This window comes from Arthrobacter sulfonylureivorans (assembly GCF_047607445.1).
Classification (GTDB): Bacteria; Actinomycetota; Actinomycetes; order Actinomycetales; family Micrococcaceae; genus Crystallibacter; species Crystallibacter sulfonylureivorans_A.
In genome coordinates, this window is record NZ_JBLKRT010000019.1 from 51,341 (window position 1) to 78,275 (window position 26,935).

The 26,935-nt window shown below is 65.8% G+C and carries 25 protein-coding genes and 2 tRNA genes; 18 read left to right on the forward strand and 9 right to left on the reverse strand.

All coding sequences use genetic code 11. The annotated features are described in order from the left end of the window. Window positions 1-45 precede the first annotated feature (45 nt). The 4 genes from ACMX2H_RS10760 to ACMX2H_RS10775 all read left to right on the forward strand — a co-directional run bounded on the left by ACMX2H_RS10760 (window position 46) and on the right by ACMX2H_RS10775 (window position 3,853). On the forward strand, window positions 46-1,524 hold the full coding sequence (locus ACMX2H_RS10760) for a phosphohexomutase domain-containing protein (protein WP_414960485.1): 1,479 nt from the start codon (window positions 46-48) through the stop codon (window positions 1,522-1,524). Then, window positions 1,521-2,003 (forward strand): hypothetical protein, encoded by a 483-nt coding sequence (locus ACMX2H_RS10765; protein ID WP_414960486.1) that lies wholly within the window; start codon window positions 1,521-1,523, stop codon window positions 2,001-2,003. The genes ACMX2H_RS10760 and ACMX2H_RS10765 overlap by 4 nt, the downstream gene beginning before the upstream one ends. 118 nt (window positions 2,004-2,121) lie before the next feature. Next, on the forward strand, window positions 2,122-2,571 hold the full coding sequence (locus ACMX2H_RS10770) for an RrF2 family transcriptional regulator (protein WP_414960487.1): 450 nt from the start codon (window positions 2,122-2,124) through the stop codon (window positions 2,569-2,571). Window positions 2,572-2,680: 109 nt separating this feature from the next. Continuing rightward, window positions 2,681-3,853: a globin domain-containing protein gene (locus tag ACMX2H_RS10775; protein ID WP_414960488.1), complete on the forward strand. Its 1,173-nt coding sequence runs from the start codon at window positions 2,681-2,683 to the stop codon at window positions 3,851-3,853. A gap of 169 nt (window positions 3,854-4,022) precedes the next feature. Here ACMX2H_RS10775 and ACMX2H_RS10780 read toward each other — a convergent pair whose 3' ends face one another. After that, on the reverse strand, window positions 4,023-5,861 hold the full coding sequence (locus tag ACMX2H_RS10780) for a phosphoenolpyruvate carboxykinase (GTP) (RefSeq protein ID WP_414960489.1): 1,839 nt from the start codon (window positions 5,859-5,861) through the stop codon (window positions 4,023-4,025). A 315-nt stretch (window positions 5,862-6,176) separates the two neighbouring features. Between ACMX2H_RS10780 and ACMX2H_RS10785 the strand changes: the two genes are divergently transcribed. Further along, window positions 6,177-6,253: transfer RNA gene (locus tag ACMX2H_RS10785), tRNA-Arg, on the forward strand. A 155-nt stretch (window positions 6,254-6,408) separates the two neighbouring features. Here ACMX2H_RS10785 and ACMX2H_RS10790 read toward each other — a convergent pair. Further along, a complete protein-coding gene (locus ACMX2H_RS10790) occupies window positions 6,409-7,596 on the reverse strand; it encodes an IS1249 family transposase (RefSeq protein ID WP_414960511.1) in 1,188 nt (395 codons plus the stop codon). An 89-nt stretch (window positions 7,597-7,685) separates the two neighbouring features. Here ACMX2H_RS10790 and ACMX2H_RS10795 point away from each other — a divergent pair, with 89 nt between their 5' ends. Beyond that, window positions 7,686-8,234 carry a carboxymuconolactone decarboxylase family protein gene (locus tag ACMX2H_RS10795; RefSeq protein ID WP_414960490.1) on the forward strand — a complete coding sequence of 183 codons (549 nt, stop codon included), beginning with the start codon at window positions 7,686-7,688 and terminating at the stop codon, window positions 8,232-8,234. A 1-nt stretch (window position 8,235) separates the two neighbouring features. Beyond that, window positions 8,236-9,126 (forward strand): RNA polymerase sigma-70 factor, encoded by an 891-nt coding sequence (locus tag ACMX2H_RS10800; protein WP_414960491.1) that lies wholly within the window; start codon window positions 8,236-8,238, stop codon window positions 9,124-9,126. Between the two features lie 106 nt (window positions 9,127-9,232). Here the strand turns inward: ACMX2H_RS10800 and ACMX2H_RS10805 are convergent, their stop codons facing one another. Next, complete coding sequence (locus ACMX2H_RS10805; protein ID WP_414960492.1) at window positions 9,233-9,754, reverse strand: SixA phosphatase family protein; 522 nt, start codon at window positions 9,752-9,754, stop codon at window positions 9,233-9,235. 56 nt (window positions 9,755-9,810) lie between these two features. On the opposite strand from ACMX2H_RS10805, the gene ACMX2H_RS10810 reads away from it, so the two are divergent. Next, complete coding sequence (locus ACMX2H_RS10810; RefSeq protein ID WP_414960493.1) at window positions 9,811-11,262, forward strand: dihydrolipoyl dehydrogenase family protein; 1,452 nt, start codon at window positions 9,811-9,813, stop codon at window positions 11,260-11,262. Between the two features lie 91 nt (window positions 11,263-11,353). On the opposite strand, the gene ACMX2H_RS10815 is transcribed toward ACMX2H_RS10810, so the two are convergent. Then, window positions 11,354-12,214 (reverse strand): winged helix-turn-helix domain-containing protein, encoded by an 861-nt coding sequence (locus ACMX2H_RS10815; RefSeq protein WP_136787191.1) that lies wholly within the window; start codon window positions 12,212-12,214, stop codon window positions 11,354-11,356. A gap of 531 nt (window positions 12,215-12,745) precedes the next feature. Beyond that, window positions 12,746-13,381, reverse strand: a complete 636-nt coding sequence (gene upp / locus ACMX2H_RS10820; protein WP_414960494.1) for a uracil phosphoribosyltransferase — start codon at window positions 13,379-13,381, stop codon at window positions 12,746-12,748. A gap of 61 nt (window positions 13,382-13,442) precedes the next feature. Between upp and ACMX2H_RS10825 the strand changes: the two genes are divergently transcribed. Both ACMX2H_RS10825 and ACMX2H_RS10830 read left to right on the forward strand, forming a co-directional pair. Continuing rightward, entirely contained in the window at window positions 13,443-13,922 is a 480-nt protein-coding gene (locus ACMX2H_RS10825) for a nucleoside deaminase (RefSeq protein ID WP_414960495.1), read from the forward strand. Between the two features lie 62 nt (window positions 13,923-13,984). Further along, a tRNA-Ser gene (locus tag ACMX2H_RS10830) sits at window positions 13,985-14,074 on the forward strand. Window positions 14,075-14,167: 93 nt separating this feature from the next. Here the strand turns inward: ACMX2H_RS10830 and ACMX2H_RS10835 are convergent. After that, window positions 14,168-15,292, reverse strand: a complete 1,125-nt coding sequence (locus ACMX2H_RS10835) for a M20/M25/M40 family metallo-hydrolase (protein ID WP_414960496.1) — start codon at window positions 15,290-15,292, stop codon at window positions 14,168-14,170. Window positions 15,293-15,670: 378 nt separating this feature from the next. Here ACMX2H_RS10835 and ACMX2H_RS10840 point away from each other — a divergent pair, with 378 nt between their 5' ends. Continuing rightward, window positions 15,671-16,123, forward strand: coding sequence for a rhodanese-like domain-containing protein (locus ACMX2H_RS10840; RefSeq protein ID WP_414960497.1), 453 nt, complete (start codon window positions 15,671-15,673; stop codon window positions 16,121-16,123). Here ACMX2H_RS10840 and ACMX2H_RS10845 read toward each other — a convergent pair. From ACMX2H_RS10845 to ACMX2H_RS10855, 3 genes are all read right to left on the reverse strand, one after another. Beyond that, window positions 16,120-16,371 carry a hypothetical protein gene (locus tag ACMX2H_RS10845; RefSeq protein WP_414960498.1) on the reverse strand — a complete coding sequence of 84 codons (252 nt, stop codon included), beginning with the start codon at window positions 16,369-16,371 and terminating at the stop codon, window positions 16,120-16,122. The two genes, ACMX2H_RS10840 and ACMX2H_RS10845, sit on opposite strands and share 4 nt — an antisense overlap. A gap of 166 nt (window positions 16,372-16,537) precedes the next feature. Beyond that, window positions 16,538-17,284, reverse strand: a complete 747-nt coding sequence (locus tag ACMX2H_RS10850) for a response regulator transcription factor (RefSeq protein WP_414960499.1) — start codon at window positions 17,282-17,284, stop codon at window positions 16,538-16,540. Between the two features lie 51 nt (window positions 17,285-17,335). Beyond that, window positions 17,336-18,964, reverse strand: coding sequence for a sensor histidine kinase (locus ACMX2H_RS10855; protein WP_414960500.1), 1,629 nt, complete (start codon window positions 18,962-18,964; stop codon window positions 17,336-17,338). A 390-nt stretch (window positions 18,965-19,354) separates the two neighbouring features. Between ACMX2H_RS10855 and ACMX2H_RS10860 the strand changes: the two genes are divergently transcribed. From ACMX2H_RS10860 to ACMX2H_RS10890, 7 genes are all read left to right on the forward strand, one after another. Next, window positions 19,355-22,015 (forward strand): PEP/pyruvate-binding domain-containing protein, encoded by a 2,661-nt coding sequence (locus ACMX2H_RS10860; protein WP_414960501.1) that lies wholly within the window; start codon window positions 19,355-19,357, stop codon window positions 22,013-22,015. A gap of 131 nt (window positions 22,016-22,146) precedes the next feature. Further along, window positions 22,147-22,602 (forward strand): hypothetical protein, encoded by a 456-nt coding sequence (locus tag ACMX2H_RS10865; RefSeq protein WP_414960502.1) that lies wholly within the window; start codon window positions 22,147-22,149, stop codon window positions 22,600-22,602. Next, complete coding sequence (locus ACMX2H_RS10870; RefSeq protein WP_414960503.1) at window positions 22,599-22,913, forward strand: winged helix-turn-helix domain-containing protein; 315 nt, start codon at window positions 22,599-22,601, stop codon at window positions 22,911-22,913. The genes ACMX2H_RS10865 and ACMX2H_RS10870 overlap by 4 nt, the downstream gene beginning before the upstream one ends. 229 nt (window positions 22,914-23,142) lie before the next feature. Beyond that, window positions 23,143-23,349: a hypothetical protein gene (locus ACMX2H_RS10875; RefSeq protein ID WP_414960504.1), complete on the forward strand. Its 207-nt coding sequence runs from the start codon at window positions 23,143-23,145 to the stop codon at window positions 23,347-23,349. A gap of 162 nt (window positions 23,350-23,511) precedes the next feature. Continuing rightward, a complete protein-coding gene (locus ACMX2H_RS10880; protein WP_414960505.1) occupies window positions 23,512-23,859 on the forward strand; it encodes a PadR family transcriptional regulator in 348 nt (115 codons plus the stop codon). After that, entirely contained in the window at window positions 23,856-24,857 is a 1,002-nt protein-coding gene (locus tag ACMX2H_RS10885; protein WP_414960506.1) for an HAAS signaling domain-containing protein, read from the forward strand. Before ACMX2H_RS10880 ends, ACMX2H_RS10885 begins: the two co-directional genes overlap by 4 nt. 304 nt (window positions 24,858-25,161) lie before the next feature. Further along, window positions 25,162-26,935: transglycosylase domain-containing protein (locus ACMX2H_RS10890; RefSeq protein ID WP_414960507.1), on the forward strand; the 1,774-nt coding region annotated here is incomplete at its 3' end.

Here is a 26,935-nt window from a genome sequence, read left to right on the forward strand (position 1 = left end):
GACAACCTGTCCCTTTTCCACAGGTGCCCCTTATAAGCTGGTGAGGTGAGCAGCATAGATCTTGGCCTGTCCTTCAAGGCCTACGACGTCCGCGGGATCGTGGGCGAGACCATTACCGCCGCTACTGTCGAGGCGACCGGAGCCGCCTTCGTGGACGTGCTATCCCTGGCCGGGCAGACGGTGCTGGTGGGCGGGGACATGCGGCCATCCTCGCCGGAGTTCGCCGCCGCGTTCGCGCACGGCGCGGCCGGCCGGGGTGCCAACATCGTGATGCTGGGACTGATTTCCACCGACGAGCTCTACTATGCCTGCGGATCCCTCGACGCCGCCGGAGTGGTGTTCACCGCCAGCCACAACCCGGCCCAGTACAACGGCATGAAGATGGCCAAGCCCGGCGCCGTGCCGGTCTCTTCCGACACCGGCATGTTCGACATCCGCGACCGTGCGCAGAAATACCTTGAGACCGGCATTCCGGACGGCACCGAAACGGGAACCATCACCGAAACCAACGTGCTCTCCGGCTACGCCGGGTACCTGCGTTCGCTGGTGGACCTCACCGGCATCCGGCCGCTGAAAGTGGTGGTCGACGCCGGCAACGGCATGGCCGGAATGACCACTCCCGCGGTGCTCGGCGACAGCCTCCTGCCGGCGCTGCCGCTGCAGATTGTGCCGCTGTACTTCGAGCTGGACGGCACCTTCCCCAACCATCCGGCCAACCCGCTGGAACCGGAGAACCTGGTGGACCTGCAGGCCGCTGTCCGGGAACACGGGGCCGACATCGGCCTGGCCTTCGACGGCGACGCCGACCGCTGCTTTGTGATTGATAACACCGGGGCCGTGGTCTCCCCCTCGGCCATCACCGCGCTGGTCGCGCGCCGGGAAATCGCCCGTGCCCGGGCCGCCGGCGAAGAACACCCGGCCGTGATCCACAACCTGATCACCTCGCGCGCCGTGCCCGAAGCCATTGCAGCCGCCGGCGGCCGGGCCGTGCGCACCCGGGTGGGCCACTCGTTCATCAAGGCGCACATGGCGGAGGAAAAGGCAGTATTCGGCGGCGAACACTCGGCGCACTACTACTTCCGCGACTTCTACAACGCCGACACCGGCATGCTCGCCGCCATGCATGTACTGGCCGCGCTCGGTGAACAGCAGGCGCCGTTGTCCGAGCTGGCCGCCGAGTACGATCCCTACCACGCCACCGGGGAACTGAACTCGCAGGTCGAGGACAAGGACGCCGCCGTCGCCCGAGTGCTGGCCGACTTCGCGCCCGCTCTGGCCGGCGACCCGGCCGCCGGCGGGACCGCCGCCACCGCCGCAAACTGCCCTGCTGCCTACGCGGGAACCGGTGTGAGTGTGGACCGCTTGGACGGCACCACCGTCATTGCCGACGACGGATCCTGGTGGTTCAACCTGCGGCCCTCCAACACGGAACCGTTCCTGCGCTTGAACGCCGAAGCCACCAGCCCGGCGCTGCTCACCACGCTCCGTGAACATGTGCTGGCCCGGGTCCGGGAAGCAGCATGAGTGCGTCCTGGCGCGACGGCCTACCCGCCGAGGTACTGGCCGACATCGACACGCTGTTCGGCACCGGACTGGGCGTAGCACAGGAGCAGTTGGCCGACCACGGGGCGTTCCTGCCGGCAGCGCTGGTCACCACGCACGACGGCGGACTGCGCCTGGTGGTGGTTTCTCCGGATGATCTGGATGCGGAGGCAGCCGAGGTCAACGTGGACGGCATGATCGAGGATCTGTACACCACGTTGCGGCAGGAACGCGGCGACTTCCGCGCCGTCGCCGTGATCAGCGACATCTTCCTGCCCGAAGAGGACGCCGACGCGATCCAGATTGCCGTGGAGCACTCTACCGGCGTCGCCGTCTCCGCCATCCAGCCCTATCATCACGACGACGATGGCAAGTGGAGCTACCCGGACCCCTTCGTGGACCCGCAGGAACGCCTGGTCTGGCCCGATGCCGTGGAAGAAGCCGGCCCGGCGGAGGGCTGAGCAGGGCCGCCGTTTCCCCGTCGTCGGGGTGGGCCCGACGGCTCGGGGCTGCGCCGCACTGGGTGATTGAAGGCACAGCCGCAGCTTTTGTCAAGAGCGGGCGGCTAATATGGCAAGCATGCGTATCAATGCGTTCTCCGATGTGTGCCTGCGGGCGCTGATGCTGCTCTCGGCAGCCCCGGACGGAGAATTGATGACCACCCAGGCCATTGCCGACGGGGTGGGGACGCCCTACAACCATGTCAGCAAGGCGGTGCTGAAGCTGCGCGGGCTCGGACTCATCGAAGCGGTCCGCGGCCGGTCCGGCGGCGTGCGGATCAGCCCTGCCGGCCGGGCAGTCACAGTGGGCAGCGTGCTGCGCACTCTGGATGCCCGCGAAGACCTGGTGGATTGCGAGTCGCCCAACGGTGATTGCCCGATGAACAACAACTGCGGACTGCGCGGGGCCCTGCGCCGTGCACGCGAGGCTTTTTACCGCGAACTGGACACCGTTGTGGTCTCCTCACTGCCGCACGAGTCACAAATGGAGCCGGTGTTTGTGACGTTGCTCACCCGTCGTCCGGCCTGATCCGCACCATTCCGCCGATCTTTTCTACAGCACGTAGAAACTTGGATTTAAACCAGTATTTGCGGTGCTACTTTGATCTCGTAACGATCACTTCCAGCAAGGAGTAGCAATGCTCTCGGAAAAATCCCGCCCCATCATCGAAGCCACCCTGCCCCTCGTCGGCGAGCGGCTCGGGAGCATCACCCCCAACTTCTACTCGCGGATGTTTGCCGCTCATCCGGAGCTGCTGGACGGGTTGTTCAGCCGCGCGAACCAGCGCAACGGCGAGCAGCAGAAGGCCCTGGCAGGCTCGATTGCCGCTTTCGCCTCCGCGCTGGTCGCCAACCCGGACTTGGTGCCGGAGCAGATGCTCAGCCGCATTGCCAACAAGCACACCTCATTGGGCATCACCGAGGACCAGTACCAGATCGTTTACAAGTACCTCTTCGAGGCGATTGCCGAAGAGTTGGCCGACGTGATCACGGCGGAAATCGCCGAAGCGTGGACCGAGGTCTATTGGCTGATGGCCGATGCCCTGATCAAGCTGGAGAAGGGCCTCTACGCGCGGCAGGCCAATGACAAGATGTGGACCCCGTGGAAGGTGGTGGAGAAGACCCCGGCCGGCATCGGCTGCATGACCTTTGTGCTGGAACCGGCCGACGACACCCCGGCCACCGTTGCCGTCCCGGGCCAGTTCGTCTCGGTCAAGGTCACTTTGGCGGACGGGCTGCGCCAGGTCAGGCAGTACTCGCTCAGCTCCGACGTCGAATCCACCACCCGCCGCGTCTTCACCACCAAGCGCGACGACGGCGGCGAGGTGTCCCCGGTCCTGCATAACGACGTGCAGGTGGGCGACGTGCTGGAGCTGTCCAACCCCTACGGAGACGTCACCTTGGACGACGGCGAGGGGCCGCTGGTCTTCGCCACCGCGGGCATCGGCTGCACGCCGTCCGCCTCCGCGCTGCGGCTCTTGGCCAGCCAGGGATCGGATCGCGAAGTGATCGTGCTGCATGCAGAGAAGAGCCTGGATGCCTGGGCCCTGCGCGAGCAGATGACCGAGGACGTCGAGAAGCTGGACGGCGCCAACCTCCAGCTCTGGCTGGAAGAGCCGACCGAAGGCTTCAACGCCGGCTTCATGACCCTGCAGGATGTGGAACTGCCGGCGGATGCATCGGTCTACGTCTGCGGCCCGTTGCCGTTCATGAAGTCGATCCGCAGCCAGGCGATCGACGCCGGCATTCCGGCCAGCAAGGTCCATTACGAGGTCTTCGGTCCGGACCTCTGGCTGGCCTCGGCCAACTAATCCCGCTGGCCCGTGGAGTCACCGGTCTAGACCAGCGGCTCCACGGACTCGGTGCTGCGGCTGTTGATCCGATCCCAAGGTCCAGGACGGTAAAACGGGTGAGACCCGGCGCAACGGCGCCGGGTCTCACCCGTTTTTGGGCCCATGGTGGCGGCCCGGACTGATCCGATCAGGCGAAGCGGGCCTGCAGCTGCTTCAGTTCGGCAGCCAGCTCATCGGGCAGTGCGTCGCCGAAGCGGGCGTACCACTCCTCGATGCCCTTGAGCTCTTCCTTCCACTCCCGGGGATCCACCTTGACGGCTTCTTCCACCTGCTCCGGAGTCATGTCCAGGCCGGTCAGGTCGATCGACTCTCCGGTCGGGATGTAACCAATCGGAGTCTCCTTCGCGTCCGCGGTGCCCTCGATACGCTCGATGGCCCACTTGAGCACGCGGGAGTTCTCGCCGAAGCCCGGCCAGGCGAAGCCGCCGTCGGCCGTGCGGCGGAACCAGTTGACAAGGAAGACCTTGGGCAGGCGCTCCGGGTTGGCCTTGCCCTCGATGGTGCCCCAGTGCTTGAGGTAGTCGCCGGCGTTGTAGCCGATGAAGGGAAGCATCGCCATCGGGTCGCGGCGGACCACTCCCACGGCACCGGCCGCGGCAGCGGTGGTTTCCGAGGACAGCGTGGAACCCATGAAGATGCCGTTGGTCCAGGAGCGGGCCTGGGTGACCAGCGGGATGGTGGTCTTGCGGCGACCGCCGAAGAGGATGGCGTGGATTTCCACACCGTCCGGGCTGTAGTACTCCTGGGCCAGCATGTCGATCTGCGAGATCGGGGTGCAGAAGCGCGAGTTCGGATGGGCGGCGGGACGGCCGGAGTCCGGCGTCCAGTCATTGCCCTGCCAGTCGGTCAGGTGAGCAGGCACTTCCTCGGTCATGCCCTCCCACCAGACACCGCCGTCGTCGGTCAATGCGACGTTGGTGAAGATGGAGTTGCCCTTGGCGATGGCGCGCATGGCGTTCGGGTTGGTGCCCCAGCCGGTTCCCGGCGCGACGCCGAACAGCCCGTACTCCGGGTTCACGCCGCGCAGCTCACCCTCCTTGCCGATGCGCATCCAGTTGATGTCATCGCCCAGGGTCTCGGCCTTCCAGCCTTCGATGGTGGGATCCAGCAGCGCCAGGTTGGTCTTGCCGCAAGCGGAGGGGAAGGCTGCGGCAACGTTGTAGGCCTTGCCTTCCGGACTGGTGAGCTTGAGGATGAGCATGTGCTCGGCCAGCCAGCCTTCGTCACGGGCGATCACCGAGGCGATGCGCAGGGCGTAGCACTTCTTGCCCAGCAGCGCGTTTCCGCCGTAGCCGGAGCCGTAGGACCAGATGGAACGCTCTTCCGGGAAGTGCACGATCCACTTCTCTTCGTTGCAGGGCCACACGACGTCGGCCTCGCCGGGCTCCAACGGGGCACCGACGGAATGCAGCGCGGGGACGAAGAAGGCATCCTCGGCTTCCATCTTGCGCAGCACGTCGGTTCCGATCCGGGCCATGATGCGCATCGAAGCGACCACGTAGGCGGAGTCAGTGATTTCGACGCCGTACTGCGGCTGCTCGGCATCCAGGGGACCCATGACGAACGGGATCACATACATGGTGCGCCCGCGCATGCTTCCGGCGAAGCGTTCCCGCAGGATCGCCTTCATCTCGGCGGGGTCCATCCAGTTGTTGGTGAATCCGGCATCCGCTTCCTTCTCGGAGCAGATGAAGGTCCGCTCTTCAACGCGGGCCACGTCCTTCGGGTCGGACGAACCGACGAACGAGTTCGGGAACAGCTCAGGGTTCAGCCGCTGCAGCGTTCCGGCCTCGACCAACTGGTCGGTCAGGCGTGCGTATTCCGCTTCGGAGCCGTCCACCCAATACACAGAGTCGGGCTGCGTCAGCTCGGAAACTTCGGCCACCCAGGCCAGAAGCTTTGCATGTGTAGTTGGGGCGTCCCCAAGTGTTTCCTCAAGAACCGGCTGACGCGTTGTATCGCCCATGACTCATCCCTTTCTTGGGCCAGTGGTGTGTACTGATGCTATGGGCCACCGGCTAGACCAGTCGGGGGTCCGCCAACCGGCCTCGGCGGGGACGAATAGGATAAGGCCCGCGATTCCGGGGTTTTTGGTTGTGACGGCGATCAAATATGTGATTAAGGTCATATAGACCGGTCTAGTTCACATGGCGCCGCAGTGGGCTTGACCAGCCCAAGGGGCCGAGAATGCCCGGAATTCCGGGGCCAAGCGGGGCATCGGTCCCTCGATTTGGCGACCGCCCGATAAACACGCTACAGTTGTATCCGGCCGCGAGGCCAAGCGCCCATAGCTCAGCTGGATAGAGCGTCTGTCTACGGAACAGAAGGCCGGGGGTTCGAATCCCTCTGGGCGCACCAACAGATGCGGCCCGGTCACCGACCGGGCCGCATTTTTTATGCCCACTTCCTCCAATGTCACACTCCGCCACCTCTGCGGTGTCTCCCTGGCAACCCCACTTCCGGGGCAGAGTCTAGGGCTTATAGGCCAAAAACGTGTGTCTGGCCCGGGCGTGTCAGGTTCTGCCGGCCCATCCTGAGCGTGCCCAGAGGCCTTCCTCGGCGGTGGCAGTGGTACCGAGTTCGGCTGGTCCGAGTGGCTCGTCTTCGACTCGTTTGACGGTCGTTGTGGCGGGTTGGTGGTGTTCGGGCCGTATCAGTGTCCAGGGCGGTTGGGGGTTCTCGCTGCGTTGGTAGAGATACCATTCGACGGCGCGTTTGCGGCGTTCTGCCGGCAGGCCGCGGTGGTTGCGCAGCAGGTAGCGGATTCCGGTGTTGATGCCGCCCTCGATCCGGTTGGTGGTGGAGGCGATCTGAAGGCCGGCCAGGTCCGGGTGCAGATAGGTGAAGAGCACTTCCTGGCGGACGCAGCGGGCCATCAGTTGGTAGGCGCGGCGGAGCCGGTGGTGCGTGTACCACCAGGTTTGGTTCGGTGCGGCGTGTTTGGGTACTGGACCTGTTCCGCGGTAGGTGCGTTCGGCCAGGAGGTCCTTGTGAAGGTTGTGCCAGGCGTTCAGGGCGTTCAGCCAGGCCAGTGCCTCGTCCCGGGTCGCGATTCTGGTCAGTGTCAGCGAAAGGGTTCGCAGCTGTCGTCCTGCCTTGGTTCGCGGGCGCAGCGTGAGCAGCACGCGGACGTTGCGCTGGACATGCACCAGGCAGCGCTGGACCTTCGTTTCGGGCCAGGTCCGCTTGAGCGCCGACGCGAGGCCGGAACCGCCGTCGACGACCACGGCCCGCGGGGCGGGAAACCTTTCCAGCAGCGCGGTCCAGGCTGCGGCCTTCTCGGTATCGCACCACTGCCAGCCGATCACGTGTTCGCCGGCGATCGCGATCAGGCAGCACCAGCCGCCGGAGAGGTAGATCCCGTCGAGCTGGACCTCGTCATGGATCTGGCCGGTAGCGGGGATCTGCGGAACCACGTTCCAGCACCACGCGACGCGGCGGCGCAGGGTCCGCCCGGTGGCGGTGCCGTCGGCTCGGGCTTGGGAGTCCTTGCCCAGCAGCCAGCGCAGGAATGCCTCCAGATCGTGCCGTTGGGAAACGTCGGGCCTGCGCCGGCGTTCAGACGTGCTGGCACCGCATGCCTTGCACCGCCATCTGGGCGAACCGGCAGCTGTTTTGCCATTGCGTTTAAGCGTCCCGCCGCAGAGAGCACATTCGTCCGAAGAATCAAGCACCCTCCACGAATAAAGGACCCGGAGTATGCGGAACCGGATTTAGCCCCGGCAACACAACGAAGCAGGCACCACCAGACACACGTTTCTGGCCTATAACCCGAGTCTAGGAGGACCACTTGGCACGCATCCCGCTAGATCACGTGCCCAGCCTGTTCCTGCGGATCATGACCGGCTACAGCAAGCGCAAGTACGGCAAGGTGCTGGATCCCGGCCTGGCCATGATGCACAACCCCAGGGTGCTGTTTGCCTGGCTACGGCACGAAACCGCCGTGGGCAAGTTCCGGTCCGTCCCGCCCACGCTGAGTGCGCTGGCGGTGATGGGCGCCTCCGCCACCATCGGGTGCAGCTGGTGCATGGATTTTGGCTACTGGGAGTACCACCATCAAGGCGTTGATCCGGCCAAGCTTCGGGCTGTCCCCCAGTGGCGCACAGCCACCGTGTACAGCGAAGCGGAACGTGATGTTCTCGAATTTGCCGAAGCGATGACGGCCACGCCACCGGCCGTTACAGATGAACTTGTGGATAGGCTGAGGCAAAACCTGAGCCCGGCACAACTGGCCGAACTGACCTACCTGATTGGCGTGGAGAACCAGCGTTCAAGGGTGAATGCCGCCATGGGGCTGACCAGCCAGGGATTCAAGGAGACGTGCAGCATTGGAGGCTGAAATGACGACGACGGAGTCGAACCTTGACATGTTCCAGCAGTACCGGGGGCTGCTTTTTGGCGCGGCCTACCGGTTGCTGGGCAGCGCGGCGGACGCCGAGGACGTAGTCCAGGAGGCCTGGCTGCGCTTTGCCGAGGTACCCCTCGAGGAGATCCGGGAGCCGCACGCCTACCTGCTGCGCACGGTGACCAACCTGGCGCTGAACCAGATCCGCACGCAACAGCGGCGCCGGGAGGAGTACGTGGGCCCGTGGCTGCCTGAACCAGTCAGCGGCCTGCCGGGCGCGACGGCAGCCCCTGCACCAGACGAAGCCGCCGTGCTGGCCGATGATGTCTCGCTGGCCATGCTGGTGGTCCTTGAACAACTGTCCCCGCTGGAGCGCGCTGCCTACATCCTGAGCGAAGTCTTCGGATATCCGGCGCCGGAAATCGCCCGCACACTGGACCGCTCCCCGGCCGCGGTGCGGCAGCTGATCTCCCGCGCCCGTGCCCATGTGGCCAGCCGGCAGGCCAGGAACCAAGTGGATCCGGCGCTGCACAAGCGGATTACCGAGCAGTTCCTGCAGGCAGCCACCACCGGAGTGGTCGAGCCGCTGCTGGGCCTGCTGGCCCCCGACGTCACCCTCACCAGCGACGGCGGCGGACAGAAGTCCGCGGCACTGCGGCCCATCCTGGGCGTGGAGAAGGTGCTGCGCTTCCTGCTCGGCGTCACCAGCAAGCCCGACACCCCCTTCCAGCTGCACGTGGCCGAAGTCAATGGGCTGCCGGCACTCGTCGCCGTCGACCCCGACGGTGCGGTGGATACCGTGGCAAGCTTCAGGATCGACGGCGGCTTGGTCCGGGAGATTTTCCTGGTCCGGAACCCGGACAAGCTGCACCGCATCCACGTCTAACTGCCGCTAAAGCCCCAGCGTCACCAGGCAGCCTCCGCCCTGGCGCGTTGCCGGCATGCCGGCGGCGCGGGCATACCGCGCTAGGCCCCCTGCGCGGCGCAATGGGTCAGCGCAGCACCACGAAGTTGGTGACCGCGGCGTCGCGTCCGTCCAGTTCGGCCCAGCTCTTGGCGTGCTGGAGCACCGTGAGGCCGGACGTCGGGTAATGGGTGGCCATGTCCATCACGGCCTCCTCGTCAGAGTCCACCGAGGCTAGCCGCATCGCGAGATCCTGCACCGCCGGCATGTGCGCCACCACCAGCAGCGAGGTGATGGTGTCGGGCAGTTGGTTGATCTCGGACAGCACTCGCACCCCTGGTGAGTCGTACAGCTCGTCGGAGAGCATCGGCGTCGGCGCCTTCTCCCCCAGCTCGTTGCACACCCAGGTGCAGGTCTGCCGGGTGCGCAGCGCCGAGGAGCACAGGATGAAATCGGGGATCGAGTCGTGTTCCACCATCCAACGTCCGATCAGCGGCGCCTCGTCGTGCCCGCGCTTGGCCAGCGGCCGTTCATGGTCCTCCACCCCCAACGGCCACGCGGCCTTGGCGTGGCGCATGATCATGAGCTTCTTCAGGTGGTGGTCGTTCACACCACGAGTGTAGTAGCCCCCTTGCCACGGCCACGCCGCGGTGCAAGGCTCGGCACATGCCTGAGCAAACACTCGAAGCGGACGTTGTGGTGATTGGTGCCGGCGCGGTCGGCGAGAACGCGGCGGAGCGCACCGCCAACGGAGGGCTCAAGACCATTCTGGTGGAAGCGGAACTGGTGGGCGGCGAATGCTCCTACTGGGCCTGCATGCCATCCAAGGCGCTGCTGCGTCCCGGGACGGTGCTGCAGGCCGCGCGGAGCGTCCAGGGCGCCGCCCAGGCCGTGACCGGCAGCTTGGACACAGATGCGGTGCTGGCCCGCCGGGACTCGTTCACCTCCCATTGGGACGACTCCTCGCAGGTGAAGTGGGTGGACGGGGCCGGCATCGAACTGCTGCGCGGCACCGCCGAGATCAGCGGTCCGCGCGAGGTAACGGTCACGGACGACGACGGGGCGCAGACGCGCATCGCAGCGCGCCATGCCGTCGTGCTGGCGACTGGGTCCGAGCCGACGGTGCCGCGGGTCGATGGTTTGGACAGGATCGAGTTCTGGGGAACCCGCGAGGCCACTTCTGCCCGCGAGGTTCCGGAGAGCCTGCTGGTGCTGGGTGGCGGCGTCTCCGGCTGCGAGTTGGCCCAGGCCTACGCCCGGCTGGGCACCGACGTCACGCTGGTGGCTCGCGGGGATTTGCTGGCAAAGTTCCCTGAACCGGCCCGGCGGCTGGTGGAAGCCGGGCTGCGCCGCGACGGAGTGCGGGTCCGCTTGCACACCGCCACTTCCCGTGCGGATGCGCACGACGGCGGCGTCACCCTCACGTTGACCGCGGCGGGTTCGGACGGGGAGACAGGGGCGGCAGACACCGTCACGGGAGCCAAACTTCTGGTTTCCAGCGGACGGCACCCGGCCCTGTCCGGGCTCGGCCTCGAGGGGCTGGGTCTGGACCCGAAGCATCTCGATGTTGACGCCAGCGGGCGCGTTGCCGGAGCGGACGGCGGCTGGCTGTACGCGGTGGGCGATGCGGCCGGCAAGGCCCAACTGACCCACCAGGGCAAATACCAGGCCCGCGCCACCGGAGAGGCGATCGCCGCCCGGGCAGCCGGCGAGTTGGACGGTGAACCGGAACCGTGGAGTCGCTATGCCAGCACGGCCGACGACGCGGCGGTGCCCTCGGTGGTTTTCACCGATCCGGAGGTCGCCTTCGTCGGCCTGACCGAAGCCCAAGCCAGGGAACGCGGACTAGGCGTCTCGACCACCGAGCTGCCGATTGCCGTCGCCGGGTCCTCGCTCTACGCCGACGGCTACCAGGGCTGGGCGCAGATGGTGGTGGACGAGGAACGTAGGGTGATCGTGGGGATGACCTTCGCTGGCCCCGGCGTCGGCGAACTGCTGCACGCGGCCACCATCGCCATCGTCGGCCAAGTCCCGCTGGACCGCCTCTGGCACGCCGTCCCCTCCTACCCCACCATCAGCGAAGTCTGGCTCCGCCTCCTAGAAAAATACGGCCTATAACCCTGCTGGAGCGGCGTAGAGGTGCAGAGTCAGCAAAGCACCTCGGCCCCCGAGGAATTCGGGGGCCGAGGTGCGAAAGGCGAGTAAAGCGCTAGATCGAGTACTCCGGCGCAGCCCAGACAACTACTTCCGGGTGCTCGTAGAACCGGTACCCCTGGCCCCGCACGGTGCGCACGGTGTTGGCCAAGCGGCCCAGCTTCGACCGAAGCCGGCGGATGTGCACGTCGATGGTGCGCTCGTTCGGGACTTCCTCGGCGTTCTTCCACAGCCCGGAGAGCAGCTCTTCGCGGCCCACGGTGCGGGTGGCGTTCTCCACCAGGTAGTTGAGCAGCTCGAATTCCTTGAACGTGAGGTTCAGCGTCTCGCCGTCCAGATGCACTTCACGACGGGACAGATCGATCAGCACGCCGCTCGGCCGGCTGGCGTGCGAGGCTTGCTGAGGCTGGCGCTGGATCTCCACCGCCGGCGTGCGCGGACGACGGCTGACGGTGGGGTCGCCGAGGGCCTGACGGACCACATCGATGTTCTCGCCCGGCGCGTCGGCCGGGGCAAGGGCCACGGCCCCGTGGGTCTGGGCGTCAGCGGCCAGCGACTGCACATAGGCACGGACCTGGGCTGCCAGCTTGCTCAGCGAGGTCCCCTGGGCAGCGGCGGCTTCCTCGTCGAGGCCAACGTAGAGAACAAAGCCGCGGGCAACAGTGTCATTAGAGACTGCCTGCGGGCCGGGAATTCCATTGGGGGTGACCACAGGGGTCGGTGCCGTGGTCGGGTTGGCCGCACCGGCGTCGTACTGGCCCGGAACCGCACGCAGCACGCGGTAGGGCTGCTCCCCCTGGTGGTTCGGTTGCCCGGCGAACTGCTGGTGCGCTCCGGCGGCCTGACGCTGGGCGGCGGCCGCCCGGTTCTGTGCGTTGCGGACGGAGATGTGGACGTATCCGGATGAAACTGACATTGAGAACCTCATGTGTGAATGGCCGTCATCACGGCGCGAATGCATGGCATGCCCGCACGGGATGTGTTTCTGGCGCCCGCCATTGGACAGTTGGATTGCCTGGATAACTCGAGGGGTGGGGAGTTAGGCCTGCATTCGGCAACAGTCCGTCATTGATCCGGGAGACCCTCCGAAACTGATGGCTGCGGCTGCAGATGCTGTTGCGTTGTTGTTCACAAGCATGAGTTTCCTCGTAACAAAGCTTACGTGCAAGTAATATAAGCCTGCTTATCTCAGATAATGAGACGATTCGATGTTTTTGTGCGAGGGATCACAGCAAATACCGTGAATAAATATAAATGCAAAGCGATCGCTTCACGCTTTAGCGCATAAATATTCACCTATGGGGCGCTGAAGCCCCTGGGGCAGCGGCTAACCTGACATCGCGGAATAATGCAAGGCGTCCAAAATGTGGACACACCTCTCGTTCCGAACGAGCGCGGCGGAGCTTGAAGCCGTCGCGCTCCTCCGGTGGGCGCCTGTCGGCCTCAGTCAGCCGGCCACTCCGTAGAGCCGGTCGCCGGCGTCGCCGAGTCCAGGCACGATGTACGCCTTTTCATTCAGCCGCTCGTCGATGGAAGCCACGACGATCGAGACATTGGTGTCTTCAAGTTCATCCCGCAGCGCCTGCAACCCTTCGGGCGCGGCGAGCAGGCAGATGCAGGTTACGTCCGCGGCTCCCCGCGCGAAGAGGAACTTGATGGCTTCGCGCAACGTGCCGCCGGTGGCCAGCATTGGATCCAGCACGAACACTTGGCGTCCGGTGAGGTCGGCCGGCAGCCGCTCCGCGTAGGTGATCACATCGAGGGTTTCCTCGTTGCGGGCCATGCCAAGGAACCCGACCTCGGCGGTCGGCACCAGCTTGGTCATACCCTCGAGCATGCCGAGACCGGCGCGCAGGATCGGCACCACCAGCGGGGTGGGCTTGGTGAAGGCAGTGCCGACGGTCAGGGTTACCGGAGTCTCGATCTCCACCGGCTCGGTGCGGACATCGCGGGTGGCCTCGTAGGCGAGCAGAGTCACCAGTTCTTCAGTGAGCTGGCGAAAGACGGGCGACGGAGTGGTCTTGTCGCGGAGAACGGTGAGTTTGTGGGCAACAAGAGGATGGTCCACTTCGAGTACGCGCATTCCACAAAACTACCGGCAGCCGGTTGGCAGGGACAAACATCGGGCCTGCCAGAATGGTGGCATGGGCCCGATTGATCCGCAGCACCACCGTTGGATGGGCCTTGCCCTGGACCAGGCGCGCCTGGCGCTGGACACTCTCGATGTGCCGATCGGTGCCGTAGTGATCGGGCCCGACGGCGAGTGGCTGGGTTCCGGACGCAACGAACGGGAGGCGCTCCACGACCCCACCGGCCACGCCGAGATGGTGGCCATCAGGGAGGCAGCTCGAAAGCTTGGCACGTGGCGGCTGGACCACTGCACCTTGGTGGTGACGCTGGAGCCATGTGCCATGTGCGCCGGCGCCATTGTGCTGGCCCGGATCCCGCAGGTGGTCTTCGGAGCCTGGGATGAAAAAGCCGGGGCAGCCGGCAGCGTCTTCGACATCCTGCGGGAACGACGGTTGAACCACTGGGTTGAGGTCTACCCCGAGGTCCGGGCCGACGAGTCGGCCGCCATGCTCCGCGGCTTCTTTGCGGGCCACCGCGGCGACTCCCAGCTCTGACACAGGCCTCCCGTCGGGCCGTTTTGGGGCTCAGGGCCAACAACGGGTAAAGTTGACGCGTTGGTGACGTGTCCGAGCGGCCGAAGGTGCAACACTCGAAATGTTGTTTGGTGTAACAGCCAACGTGGGTTCAAATCCCACCGTCACCGCCAACTGAGAAGGCCCCGGTTCCCTTGTAAACAAAGGAAACCGGGGCCTTTGCTTTGCCTTCAGGGCTTCACCGCAGTGAGCGCGGTGCCAGCGGCTTAGCCGGCGCCTTCGGTTGCCGTGCCCGTCGCCAGGCCGTCTTCGATGCCGCCGAGCGAGACGGTCGCGCTGATGAGCGTTTCGGTCATCTGCTCCAACACGGTCATGTCGACGTTGTCGATGGTGTCGCAGGCCTCGTGGTAGCACTCGTCGTATTGCTCCCCGGCCTGCCCGCCGAAAGTGCGCGCCTCGGCCTCGCTCTTGGTCCCCGCGTCACCGGTGAACAGCCCTCCGGCCGGAATCCCGCCGCGCACGAATGCGTCATAGTCCGAATCCTCGATGAATCCGAACGGCAGCGCCTCGATCCCCTCGCCGCGCAGGATGTCCAGGAAGACCTGTTCGACGGCGCCCGATCCCTCGGGCCCGGCCTCTGCCTCGCTGTCTGAATCCTCGGTGTTGAAACCGTCGAGGTCGGAGCCGTCGCCGTCGTAGACGAATACCACTCCGTTCGGGGAGCCCACCACGTCCACGTTCAGGTACGCCACGTGCGCTGCGGCCTCTGCGCCGGAGAGTTCCTCGACGTAGTGTTCCGAGCCGTGCATGCCGTCCTCCTCTCCGCCCCAGAACGCGAACCGGATCCGGTCCCGCGGTACCGCGCCCTGCTCCGCGAGCCGCAACGCCACCTCGAGCACCGCCGCGACGCCGCTGCCGTTGTCGTTGAGTCCGGGCCCTTCCTCGACCGAGTCCAGGTGCGCGCCCAGCACCAGCACGTTCCCGGAACTGCCGCCGGTGTTGGTGTCGGCCAGGATGTTGAACGCGTCCACCGGGTCGCGCCGGCCATAGCTGAACTCCTGCCGCCGCGGCTCGTACCCCGCCTCGCGCAACTGCTCCTCAACGTATTCCGCGGAAGCCTCGTAGCCCCCGGTGGCGTCGGCCCGGTTCCCGCCGTTCGCATCCGCCGCCGCCTGCAACGCCTCCAGATGCCGCGTTAGTCCGCTGGGTTGCACCACCTCGCGCACCACCGCCGGGTCCGGCGGGGCCTCCACGACTACGGGCGACCGCGGTTCCTCCGTGCATGCGGCAAGCCCGCCGACCAGGGCCGCGCACACGGCAACGGTGCACAGCCGGGCACGGCGACGGGGATGGACTTGGAAATGCTGCGGAACGTTTACTGCACGTTGCATCTCGATTCCCCCAATCCTGCGTGCTGGACGCAGGTCGCTTGTATGGCAGACCCGGCCGCGGCCGTCCGCAGCGGATCCGGCGGACGGAGCCGTTGTTACGCCTTGGTGCGGATGATGGAATCCAGCAGGGTTGCCTGCATCACCTCCACTGTCAGGCCGGACCATAAGAACCTACTGTGGCCAAACTGTGAAAAAGCTATGGAACAGGACGGCAACGCCGGCGGAATAGGCTCACAGATGGTGCCCATCTGGCGTTTCGATAGCATCTCCCGAAGACCTGGATCGTTCTAGGCCCTTGATATTGAAGCCCAAAGTCGCTCATCATGTGGCTTCAGAGCGGAACGACCGACCGACCCAGCGGGCAAAGCGAGGCAAACGGTGAAGCAGCGTCACATCTCCAACGACGACGATGCCGCGACCGGCCAACGAAGTGCAGATCCCAGCGATTTGTCCGGGACTCTGACGATCGACCAATTACTGCTTGAGAGCCGCATCGGACTTGAGCGCGTTCATGCTTCGGATCTTGAGCGGGAGATGGCAGCGGGCGCTCTTGTTGTTGACACACGGCCGGTCGATCAGCGGGACCGCGACGGTGAACTTCCGGGTGCGGTCGTCATTGACCGGAACGTGCTCGAGTGGCGGCTCGATCCTTCCAGCCCCCACCGGCTTCCGATCGCTGGCGACCCCGCGCGGCGGATCGTCGTCGTCTGCAACGAGGGCTACAGCTCCAGCCTCGCCGCACACACCTTGCAACTGTTGGGGCTGCCCCGGGCGACCGACCTTATCGGCGGCTTCCAAGCTTGGGCGCTGCTCCGCAAGCAGTCCGACTAGGACGTGCCTGCACTGGCTTCACCCGATAGAAAGGCAGCTGCAGTTGCCTCTGGTTGAAAGCCAGAGAGCCATTCAGCGGCCTCGCTTAAGACACGTCCGGGATCTGATGTCGCCACAATCACCGAATTCTTGCCCCGCCGTGAAGTGGCGATCATTCGGGCACGAAAGCCGTCGTCGATCGCTTCATGCCAGACACGGATCACCAAAGTCGTGACAGTAGCTGTTTCGAGAACATCATCGTTTGCCACGGTTTGCCCCTCTCCCCATCAAATCGGCGTCGGTCACGGACTGTTTCCGACCTGCTGATGTCGACCGTAGGCAGTCTGACTATGAGCTGGCTGTGAGAGGTCTGTGGCTTGCTTTGTCCGCAGGTCCTCGTAGGTGCGGTCGGCAGCCATGAGATCGAGACCGGAGTCAGTTTGCCGGTTTGATGACATAGCCAGCACCGCGGACGGTGTGGATCATCGGGGCACGGTCGACGTCGATCTTTTTGCGGAGGTAGGAAATGTACAGTTCCACCACGTTGGCCTGCCCGCCGAAATCGTAGTCCCAGACCCGGTTCAGAATCTGCGCCTTGCTCACCACGCGGCGGGGATTCTCCATGAGGAACCGGAGCAGTTCGAACTGCGTTGTGGTGAGCTGGAGGTCCTCCCCGGCGCGGATGACTTCTCGGGTATCCAGATTCATGCTCAGATCTCCGACCACCAGCGTCGAGCTATCCGCCGCGGCTGCGCCAGAGCGCTGGACGAGCCGGTGCAGCCGGAGCATCACCTCCTCCAGGCTGAACGGCTTCGTGACGTAGTCGTCAGCTCCGGCGGCCAGACCTGCAATACGGTCAGGCACCGCATCCCTGGCGGTGAGGAAAAGCGCGGGCACGTCTGGCGCGAAGGCACGGATCCGGCCGAGCGCCTCGACTCCGTCGATACCGGGCATCATGACATCGAGCACCAGGACATCGGGGCGGCGTTCCCGGGCGAGGCGGATCGCGGTGTCGCCGTCGGACGCTACGGACACGTCCCAGCCGACCATCCGCAGGCCCATGCTGACTAACTCGGCGAGACTTGCTTCATCATCCACGACCAGTGCGCGTATCGGCATTCCATCCGGATGCCGCAGCCGGGGAAGGCTGTCCGCAAAAGAGTGTGTGGGGTTCTCGTTCATGTGCATGCCCTTTCACCGTCGAGGTTCCGGATGTCTGGAGCGCCGCCCTGGTCAGGGGGTATCCGGCAGGATTGTGGACCGGGGACCCGGTTCGGGACCGGGAAGGCGGATGGTGAATTCGGTGTCGCCCGGGCTGCTGCGCACACCAATGTGACCACCGTGCGCAGCCACAATCGCCGCAGCAATCGACAGACCCAGTCCGTGCGTTCCGCCCGAGCGGGACGCATCCGCCCTGGTAAAGCGCGCAAAGATCCGGTCGACGAAATCGGGCGCGATGCCGGGTCCGTTGTCGGCGACGGTGACGACCGCTCCACCGCCCGGATCCTGGGACAGTGAGGTGACCACTGCGGTTCCGGGGTCGGTGTGCCGGTGCGCGTTCGTCAGCAGGTTGATGAGCGTCTGCCGGAGCTGGCCCTCGTCCCCCCGCACGGTCACCGGCATGTCGGGCAGTTCCAGTCGCCAGGAATGGGCGGGCGCGGTGACCTGGGCGTCGCTGACGGATTCGATCACGAGCTGGGTCAGATCGACCTCGCTTTCCCTCGGCGGATGGCCCTCATCCAGTCGTGCCAGCAGCAGCAGGTCCTCGACCAGGGACGTCATCCGTCTGGACTCGGACTCGACTCTTTCCAAGGCCAGCCGGCCGTCCGGGCTGAGCGTCTCGGTGAGCCGGAGCAGCTCGGAGTAGCCCCGGATCGAGGCCAGCGGTGTCCGGAGCTCGTGGCTGGCGTCGGCCACAAACTGCCGTACGTTGGTTTCGCTCTGTTGGCGTGCCGCAAGGGCGCTGCCGACATTGTCCAACATGAGGTTGAAGGCCTGACCCACCCGGCCCACTTCCGTCACCGGAAGGGCTGCGTCCGGGGGAACACGTACGGCCAGGGCAACTTCGCCCTTATCCAGCGGGAGCTCCGAGACTTGGGTGGCGACGGCGGACAAATCCTCCAAAGGTCGCAGCGTCCGCCGAATGATGACCATGCCCAGCAGCCCCGTGGCGATCAGCCCTGCACCGGACACAATCAGGGTTGTGGCCGTCAGGGAGGCCAGGATGTTCTCCTTGCCCGCCAGGGGCAGTCCGGTGATGATGGTGCTCCCGTCTTCAGGGTCTCTGTCCGCAACCAGACGGTACTCGCCGACGGAGAGCGTGCGGTTAGTCGCCGGCTCATTGACCGCCAAAGTGGTGAGGATCGCGATATCCCGCGCAGGCAGGTTCTGCCTTCGCCCGTCTGCGGTGAGCAGCGCCGCGCGTCTGACCTCACCATCGCGGATCCGGGCGTTAAGGGTGCCGGCTCCCTGTGCGGGAATGTTCATCATGTCCCGGGAGTCTGCCTCGGGCGCTCCGCGAAATATCATCCCGAAGCGGATGGCCCGGTTCGAAGCTTCCTCGAGCTGCTGGTCCAACTGACTGGTCAGATAAACACTCATGACCCCATACCCGACAACACCCACCGTGGCGGACATGATGGCCAGGAGGGTCAGCGTGGCCAGCAGAAGTTTGCGGCGCAGCGGCCAGGATTTCAGCAGGCCGGGCCGGTGCGGTCCACGTCCGCGACGCTGTGCTCCGCCGGGTTCAGCCGCAGATCCGCCGGTGTCGGCGCCCGCCCAGGACCACCCCGTTTGGGGTGGCTCGGTCGAGGGCAGCTGCGGAGCCGTCGCCGGGAAGGGCGGTACTTTGACATTCCGCATCGGCTGTTTCTCTCACAGGTCGTCGTAAAACGGGTAGGACATGGCCCGGCTGCGAAACCAACAGCCGTTCTCCTGCGGCCTGTCTCGAATAGTACCTGCGCGGCAGCGGTGCCGGAATGGGTATAGCGGCGCCTGCACCCATCATTGGTGCGGGCTGTTGCTAGAAGCTGTGACCAACCTGTGATTCAGCTGTCAACAGCTAACGGCACGCTCCACCGATTGCAGCCCGAGGGGCCAGGATTCGGGGTGCTGGTGTACATCCTCGTGACCTTCCAGGTCATGCCTTTCATGCGCTGAGAGCCGGACGGGCATCGGCACATTGAGTTCCCAGGGCGGCGGGCATACAGTCGGCACCAGCCACCATTGGCACGGCAGAGACCGGGGGGCAACATGGATTCGGCGGGCTCGAACAGGCCGGAGGACGGCCAGAAGCGTTTCGTCATCGATCTGGCCGAGGTTGGGCCAGGGTTGCTGCCGGCTGTCGGCGGCAAGGGGCTGAATCTTGGCATTCTCGCTGCCGCCGGGCTGCCGGTGCCCGGCGGATTCTGCCTGACGACGGCGGCCTCCCGGGCGGTGGCTGAGGATCTGGAAGGGCTTTCCGCCGCGCTCGACGCCATGCGCCCGGAGGCGACCCCGGACCTGTTCGAGGCCGCCGCAAGGGTACGCACTCTCATTCTGGATACTGCGATTCCAATGTCTGTGGCAGATGCGCTCCGTGCCGCCTATGCGGAGCTGGGCGACGATGAACCGGTGGCCGTCCGGTCCTCCGCGACGGCAGAAGACCTGCCCGAAGCCAGTTTCGCGGGCCAGCAGGACACCTTCTTGAATGTGGCCGGTATGGATGCATTGCTGGATGCGGTCCGCCGCTGCTGGGCGTCACTGTGGACGGACCGGGCGGTGGCCTACCGTGCCGCGAACGGGATCGGCCCGCACGAGGTGGGCATCGCCGTCGTCGTCCAACGGATGGTGCAGGCCGAGGCAGCCGGTGTCCTGTTCACCGCGGACCCGGTAACCGGCACCCGCGGGCAGGCCGTGGTCGACGCCGCCCGGGGGCTCGGGGATGCGGTGGTGTCCGGCTCCGTAAACCCCGACCATTTTGTGCTGGACACGGCAAGCGGCCGAGTGCTGGAGCGCCGGCCCGGGAACCAGCCGGAGGTGGGGCAGGGACCGGCTCCCGGGAAATCCGGTGTGACGGACGCGCAGCTGCGTGAGCTGGCCGCGCTGGGCGCCGTTGCCGAGGACGTGTTCGGCGCTCCGCAGGACGTCGAGTGGGCGGCGGACGCGGCGGGAAAGATCTGGCTGACGCAGTCACGGCCGATCACCACGTTGTACCCAGTGCCCGAGGACATCGACCCGGCCGCGGGAACCCGCGTGTTTTTGTGCGCCAGCCTCGCCCAGGGACTCGTCAGGCCGATCACGCCCATGGGGTTGGCCCTGTTGCAGCACCTGAGCAGCGCCAACGACAGCGGCTGGCAGATGCGCGCGGCCGGCATGCGCCCCTACGTCGATCTGACCCCGGTGGTCCGCAGCAAAAGTGGCCGGCGGACCATGCTCAGGATGTTCCGGGTGGCGGAGGCTCGGTCCGCAGAGCTGCTCCGCACCCTCTATGAAGATCCAAGGTTCTCCGTGGTCCTGGGCTCCCGGTCTCCCAACCTATTTGCCGCCAACGGCGTCAAGCTGCTGATCCAGCTGGTACCCCGGCTGGCCGAGGCCGTCTGGCGTCCCGAGGCGGCGCTTCGAGGTGTGCGGAGCTTTGCAGAAGAGCTGGATAAGCTGCTGGAATGTGGCGAGCCCGCTACTGCCGTTCAGCGGATGGACTATGTGGAGCGGATCATGGGCGGGGCCTTCTCGAGCGTCGTGCCGCAGATCATCCCGGTCCCTGGCACCGGCTTCGCGCTGCTCGGTGTGGCCAGTTGGCTGCTGCGCGGAATAGCCGCTCCTGGAGAACTGCAGACAGTGCTGCGTGGGTTGCCCAACAACGTCACCACGGAGATGGACCTGCAACTGTGGCAGCTGGCCTCCGAAGTGCGCGCAGATCCAGCCGCCGCGCAGGTCTTGGCCACGGAGCCCGCGGACGAGCTGTCCCGCCGGTACGCCGCGGGCGCTCTTCCGCCGGTCCTGCAGGAAAAGCTCGGCGCGTTTCTGACGCGCTTTGGCCACCGGGCGGTCGCGGAAATCGACCTGGGCATGCCCCGCTGGGGCGAAGACCCGGCCCATCTCCTGGGCGTCATCGCCAACTACCTGCGTGTCACCGATCCGCAGCAGGCACCGGACGTGCAGTTCGCGCGCGCCGCCGCGCAGGCCGAGGAAAAGGCCGCGGACTTAGTGGCCAGGGCTGCCCTGCACGGCCGACTGCGGGCGGCGATCGTTCGGTTGGCGCTGCGGCGGGCCCGGCAGCTGTGCGGGCTGCGGGAACAACCGAAGTTCTACCTGGTCGTCATCCTGGCGGCCCTGCGGCGGCAGCTGGCCACCGTAGGTGCCGAGCTTGCCAGCTCCGCCCGGATTGCCGAAACCGGCGACATCTTTTTCCTCCAGCCGGACGAGGTGCGGGTGGGGCTGCGTGGGGTGGATCTGCACCAGCTGGTGGCCGACCGCCGCCGGGTCTACGAGCGGGAGCTGCGCCGCCGGCTCATTCCACGGCTGTTGCTATCCGACGGCACGGATGTGGAGGCCGCGGCGGCCCGCGCATCCGGAGCGCCGGCGGCCGGCGGAGAGCCGGGGCCGGTGCTCTCCGGCAGCCCGGCCTCGGCCGGCACCGTCACCGGCAAAGCCCGGGTGATCCTTGACCCGGTCGGCGCGCATTTGGAGCCGGGCGAAATCCTGGTGGCGCCGTCGACGGACCCCGGCTGGACGCCGCTGTTCCTGACCGCCGGGGCATTGGTCATGGAGATGGGCGGGATCATTTCGCACGGGGCGGTGGTGGCCCGCGAATACGGCATCCCGGCCGTGGTGGGCGTCCCGGACGCCACCATGCGGCTGGTTACCGGTCAGACCATCAGAGTGGACGGCGCCGCCGGAACCATAACTATCGCCGACGAGGGGAATGACTGAAGCTTTGAGCTTGGCCGCGGGCATCCCGGCTTTTCCGCACTGAGAAACTACTTGCCTTAAGGAAAGTAGTTTCGATAAGGTGGGCATAGCGAGCCACCACCGTACCCGCCACCAGGCCACAAGGAGCCTCCATGACCGGCATTCCGTCCGACGAACCGCGCCACAGCCTGTATGAGCAACTTCAGGCAGCCGAATCCGGCGGGAGCGGGGGAGAACGCATCTCACGCTTCGCGGACCTGGCCGGGGGTCGCTACGCCTGTGCCATGGCGGCTCTGATATCGCTGTACCTGCTGGTGGTTGTCTACATCTACCCACAGGAAATTCTGTGGCTGGATATCACCACCACAGTGGTCTTCGTCGCCGGCGTTGTCGGCACATGCATGGGATACGGTCGCCGGCGGCGCGCTTCCAGTCTCGGCTGGTCCAAGCGCTATTCGGCCGGATTTGCGCTCAGCGTCGGCTTCTTCGCCGTCGGCGTGGCCTTGCTGGATTCTGCGGAAGCGCGGCCTGCCTGGTTCTGGATTCCCTATGCCGCGCTGACGGGACTGCCCTTGCTGGCCACCGGCCTCACCCGGAACAGCCGATGAACACCGATAGTGCCTCGACACACCCCAGGCTGCTGCTCGACGAATACTTGAGCCTCCCCGTCCGGCTGAGCATTGCCGCCGCTTTGGCCAAGGTTGACGATGCCGAATTTGGCACCGTGCGCGACGCCATCGAGGTGACCGACCCCGTCCTCAGCAAACAGGTCTCAATCCTTGAGGCAGCCAGCTATGTGGACGTGAGGAAGGGATACGTTGGCAAACGGCCGCGCACTTGGCTGAGCCTCACCGAAACAGGACGCGCTGCCCTGCAGCGGCATCTGCAAGCCCTGCACGCTCTCATTGCAGACCTGTGAACTGATCCACCCGCGACTAACTTGCACCACTCTGACCTTGGCCAGCCGAGCGTTCGCCAGCTGGCCGATTCCACCACTGGCCGGCGCAAGGCTTCTGGCCGCATGCCGCCCGGGAAGTGCCGCTGCGCCGTGAAGCGACTGCCAGGTGCCGGAACCTCGGGCGCACGCTGGTCCGGACCCGGCGGGCGTAGCCTTGGTCCATAAAAGTCCGCGGGTACAGGAGGTAAAAGTGGCCAACCCAGCCAAGACGTTGAAGCCGACCGCTATTGGCCGGGTCGTTTCGGTGACTACTGCCAACGGCGATGAGTACGTGGGCGCCCTCGCTGCTTTCCGCGGGAGCAAGGACGGAGAGTCGTTCCTGGTCTACCTTCAGGGGGTTGCACAACCCATTGAAGTGACGGCCGAAGGAACGGTCTCCCTCCACCAGCGGGTCTAGCGGGCACACCGCCGACCGCTTGCCCCGCCGCCGTTGAGGCCGGCGGGGTTTTTGTGCCGGTATCCGGAAACCAACAGACCCCTTCCGGAGTGAGCCCACCAGACAGGATGAGTACGGGTAGACCTGTTGAAATAGTGTGCGTCACACACTATGGTGTGACGCATGGATTCCGATGCCGCCGCTACTCTTGCCACGCATGAACAGGAACTGCGGCGCGGCACCATCGTCCTGGCAAGCTTGACTGCCTGCCGGACACCGCGTTACGGGTACGCGCTTCTGAGCACCCTTGCCGACGCCGGGTTCCAGATCGAAGCGAATACCCTCTACCCGCTGCTGCGGCGCTTGGAGAAGCAAGGCCTCCTCAGAGCCGAGTGGAACACCGACGAGGTTAGGCCGCGCAAGTACTACACGCTGACCGACCTCGGCAGCCAAATGGCTGATTCACTACGCGGCGAATGGGACACCCTTACCCGAAGCCTGACCACGCTGTGGAAGGAAGATTCCGCATGAGCTCGCTGACCGAAAAGTACGTCGCACAGGTGGTGCGCCGCCTGCCCGAGAACAACCGGGCAGACATTGCCCGCGAAATCACCGCCACCTTGTCGGACATGGCCGACGCCCGGCTGGCCGCGGACGAATACCCGTCGCCTGCCGCAGCCGAAGCGGCCGAGCGGGCGGCCCTTGAGGAACTTGGCGATCCCTCACGCTTAGCGCTGCGCTACAGCGAATCACCGCGGTACCTGATCGGCCCGGAACTCTTTCCAGTCTTCACCCGGCTGACAGCCTGGCTGCTGCCGATTGTGGCGGTGTCGGCGCTGGCGGTGAACGCCCTGGTCTATGTCCTGGCCACTCCGGAGCCGGCAGTCGGTGGCATGATCGGCACGATGGTCGGCAACAGCATCCTTGCGGTTCTCCTCGCGGTTGCCGTCGTCACCGTCTTGCTGGCCTTGGCCGAGCGACTCTTGTCAGAGAAGGACAAGGCCCAGCTGGCAGCACCCGCCACCCGGTCCGGATGGAGCGTCGATGACCTGCTCCGCGAGCCGCCCGTCCGGGAGATCGCGCGTCCGGAGCCGATCGCATCCTTGGTGATCCTGGCGGTCATGGCGCTGGTGCCGTTCCTTCCGACATCCTTCTTCTACGTGGGCCACCTCAACGGTGGCGGAGGGTTCCTGAATCCGGCTCTCTGGGACGGTTGGATTCCGGCCTACCTTGGCTTTCTGGCAGCGTTCGCACTGATCGAAATCTGGCGGTTGGCCTCCGGGCGATGGTCGACGGCGATGCTCGCCACCATGATGGTGGCAGACGTGGCCTTCGCCGCCTTCTTGACCGCTGCCTTCCTCAGCCAGGATGTGCTCGACCCTGCTCTGTTCGCGGGTTCCGGAGGCGAGCCGGGCTGGTACCAGGGCGCCGCCGTCGTGCTCATCTGGGTGGTCACCGTGTGGGACCAGCTGGCCACCGTCAAGGCCTACCGCGAGGCCCAATCGCTTCGACCGGTGGGACCGCGCTAGCCCGGACCAACCCTCGCAGGCAGGGGTGCCGCCCTTAGTACCGGGCAGCGCCCCTGTCAATGTTTTTCGACCCCAGAGGCGCTTTCACATCAGTCACAGAAGTTAACTTCCGTCACATTTCTGTAGCGATCGCAAACCGTCCGTAAAAGGGGTTGCGGCGGGGCTATTAAGCCGTACGCTAAGACCACCTCTCTGGTTGCGGCGGCATACACCAAGCGGCTTCCCGGAGGTAATTCGTCGGCAGGTTGGGAACGGTGACGTTGGGGGACGTCCGCGACCTGCTTAGGGGGACGGAGGACCGCAGGTGGACGAAACAATTGGCGATCCGGGGAGCGACGACGCCAGTCGGGACGCAGCGGCCGCTGCTGGCGGGCGACTGCCGGCGCCGGCCGACCGGGATGCCGCTCCATCGCGCAGCAGACGGAAACCATGGTGGCGGCGCCGGAAAGACACGCTAGGTCTGGACGACCTGATGGCACCCGCCCCGGCGGAGCGCCGGCACGGCACCGCAGCCCGTGTTGCGGCCTGGACCGGCGCGGTCGCCGTGGTGGCACTCAGCGCCGGCTCCCTGGTCGCTCCGGGAGCCATCGCCTTCTCGGCAGCCACCGATTCCGTCCTGGATCTGTGGGAGGAACTGCCGGCCGACTTGCCGCTGGACACCGCCTTGCCGCAGCACACGGTCCTGTTGGACAAGGACGGCAAGGAGTTCGCCCGCTTCTACAGCGAGAACCGGATCGATGTTCCCCTGGACCACGTCTCGGCAACATTTCTGGACACGCTGCTGTCCACCGAGGATTCCCGGTTTTACGAACACCATGGCGTGGACCCGATGGGTGTCACCCGGGCCATGGTGACCAACTCCGTGGGCGGCGAGCGCCAGGGCGGCTCCACGATCACCCAGCAACTGGTGCAGAACATCCTGGTCAACAACGCACGGGACGAAACCGAGCAGTCCGTGGCGGTGGGTGAGACCTACAACGCCAAGATCCGCGAGGCCAAGTACGCCGTGCAGCTGGAGAACCGGCTGAGCAAGGACCAGATCCTGAACATGTACATCAACGCCGTCTACTTCGGCCACCGCGCGTACGGAGTACAGGCCGCGGCCCGGATCTACTTCAATACGACGGCGGACAAACTCAATCTGGCGCAGTCTGCGTTGCTCGTCGGGCTGCTCAAGGGGCCGGTTTACTACGATCCGATGACATATCCGGACCGGGCGCTTGCCCGCCGCAACACCGTGCTGAACGTGATGGAGGGCCGCGGGGCAATCACTCCGGACGAAGCCGCAGCGGCACGCCAGAGCGGTCTGGGCCTGGACCCGGGCTCCATGCCGTCCGGCTGCGCCGACTCCGACTACCCGTTCTACTGTGATCTGGTCCGGGACGAAATCCTCTCCGATCCGGCCTTCGGCAAGACCCAGGAAGAACGCGCCGACCGGCTCTCCCGCGGCGGGATGACCCTGACCACGGCGATGGACCGCAAGGCGATGGCCGCGGCACAAAAAGCGGTGAGCAAGGCGATGGGCAACAAGAACCGCGTGGCGCTGGGCACCGCCGTCGTGGAACCCGGCACCGGGCATATTGCCGCAGTGGTGCAGAACCGTGCGTGGGGCGAGGGCAAGGGCAAGACCGAAGTGGTCTTCGCCGACAGCCCCTTCCAGGTGGGGTCCGCGATGAAGCCGATTGTGCTGGCCACGGCTCTGTCGCAGGGAATCTCGCCACGGACGAAGCTGCTGGCCAACGGCCCCTACTACTCCCGTCTGGACAACCCGCCGGGCGGTTTCCACAACTACGGCAACAAGAACTACGGCAACATCGATGCCTACCAGGCCGTCCGCGCATCGGTGAATGTTTACTTCATTCGGCTGATCGAGCGGACCGGCGTGAAGGAAGTGGCCGAGCTCGCCGAGAAGCTGGGCATCACCACCATCCCCACCAAAAAACTGCACGGCAAGGAGGCCTCGCTGGCCCTCGGGGCCTACGAGATTTCACCGCTGCAAATGGCCAACGCCTACTCCACGTTCGTCAGTGGCGGGGTGCTCTGCCGGCCGGTCACCATCACCGAAGGCATCCGCAGCG

What these genes read in the sequence shown, in the direction of transcription:
- ACMX2H_RS10885 (WP_414960506.1), top strand. Translation starts at nt 23,856, where the DNA reads ATGAGCTCGCTGACCGAAAAGTACGTCGCACAGGTGGTGCGCCGCCTG.
- ACMX2H_RS10765 (WP_414960486.1), top strand. Translation starts at nt 1,521, where the DNA reads ATGAGTGCGTCCTGGCGCGACGGCCTACCCGCCGAGGTACTGGCCGAC.
- ACMX2H_RS10770 (WP_414960487.1), top strand. Translation starts at nt 2,122, where the DNA reads ATGCGTATCAATGCGTTCTCCGATGTGTGCCTGCGGGCGCTGATGCTG.
- ACMX2H_RS10810 (WP_414960493.1), top strand. Translation starts at nt 9,811, where the DNA reads ATGCCTGAGCAAACACTCGAAGCGGACGTTGTGGTGATTGGTGCCGGC.
- ACMX2H_RS10835 (WP_414960496.1), bottom strand. Translation starts at nt 15,292, where the DNA reads ATGCAACGTGCAGTAAACGTTCCGCAGCATTTCCAAGTCCATCCCCGT.
- ACMX2H_RS10800 (WP_414960491.1), top strand. Translation starts at nt 8,236, where the DNA reads ATGACGACGACGGAGTCGAACCTTGACATGTTCCAGCAGTACCGGGGG.
- ACMX2H_RS10825 (WP_414960495.1), top strand. Translation starts at nt 13,443, where the DNA reads ATGGGCCCGATTGATCCGCAGCACCACCGTTGGATGGGCCTTGCCCTG.
- upp (WP_414960494.1), bottom strand. Translation starts at nt 13,381, where the DNA reads ATGCGCGTACTCGAAGTGGACCATCCTCTTGTTGCCCACAAACTCACC.
- ACMX2H_RS10880 (WP_414960505.1), top strand. Translation starts at nt 23,512, where the DNA reads ATGGATTCCGATGCCGCCGCTACTCTTGCCACGCATGAACAGGAACTG.
- ACMX2H_RS10780 (WP_414960489.1), bottom strand. Translation starts at nt 5,861, where the DNA reads ATGGGCGATACAACGCGTCAGCCGGTTCTTGAGGAAACACTTGGGGAC.
- ACMX2H_RS10865 (WP_414960502.1), top strand. Translation starts at nt 22,147, where the DNA reads ATGACCGGCATTCCGTCCGACGAACCGCGCCACAGCCTGTATGAGCAA.
- ACMX2H_RS10775 (WP_414960488.1), top strand. Translation starts at nt 2,681, where the DNA reads ATGCTCTCGGAAAAATCCCGCCCCATCATCGAAGCCACCCTGCCCCTC.
- ACMX2H_RS10870 (WP_414960503.1), top strand. Translation starts at nt 22,599, where the DNA reads ATGAACACCGATAGTGCCTCGACACACCCCAGGCTGCTGCTCGACGAA.
- ACMX2H_RS10855 (WP_414960500.1), bottom strand. Translation starts at nt 18,964, where the DNA reads ATGCGGAATGTCAAAGTACCGCCCTTCCCGGCGACGGCTCCGCAGCTG.
- ACMX2H_RS10860 (WP_414960501.1), top strand. Translation starts at nt 19,355, where the DNA reads ATGGATTCGGCGGGCTCGAACAGGCCGGAGGACGGCCAGAAGCGTTTC.
- ACMX2H_RS10815 (WP_136787191.1), bottom strand. Translation starts at nt 12,214, where the DNA reads ATGTCAGTTTCATCCGGATACGTCCACATCTCCGTCCGCAACGCACAG.
- ACMX2H_RS10850 (WP_414960499.1), bottom strand. Translation starts at nt 17,284, where the DNA reads ATGAACGAGAACCCCACACACTCTTTTGCGGACAGCCTTCCCCGGCTG.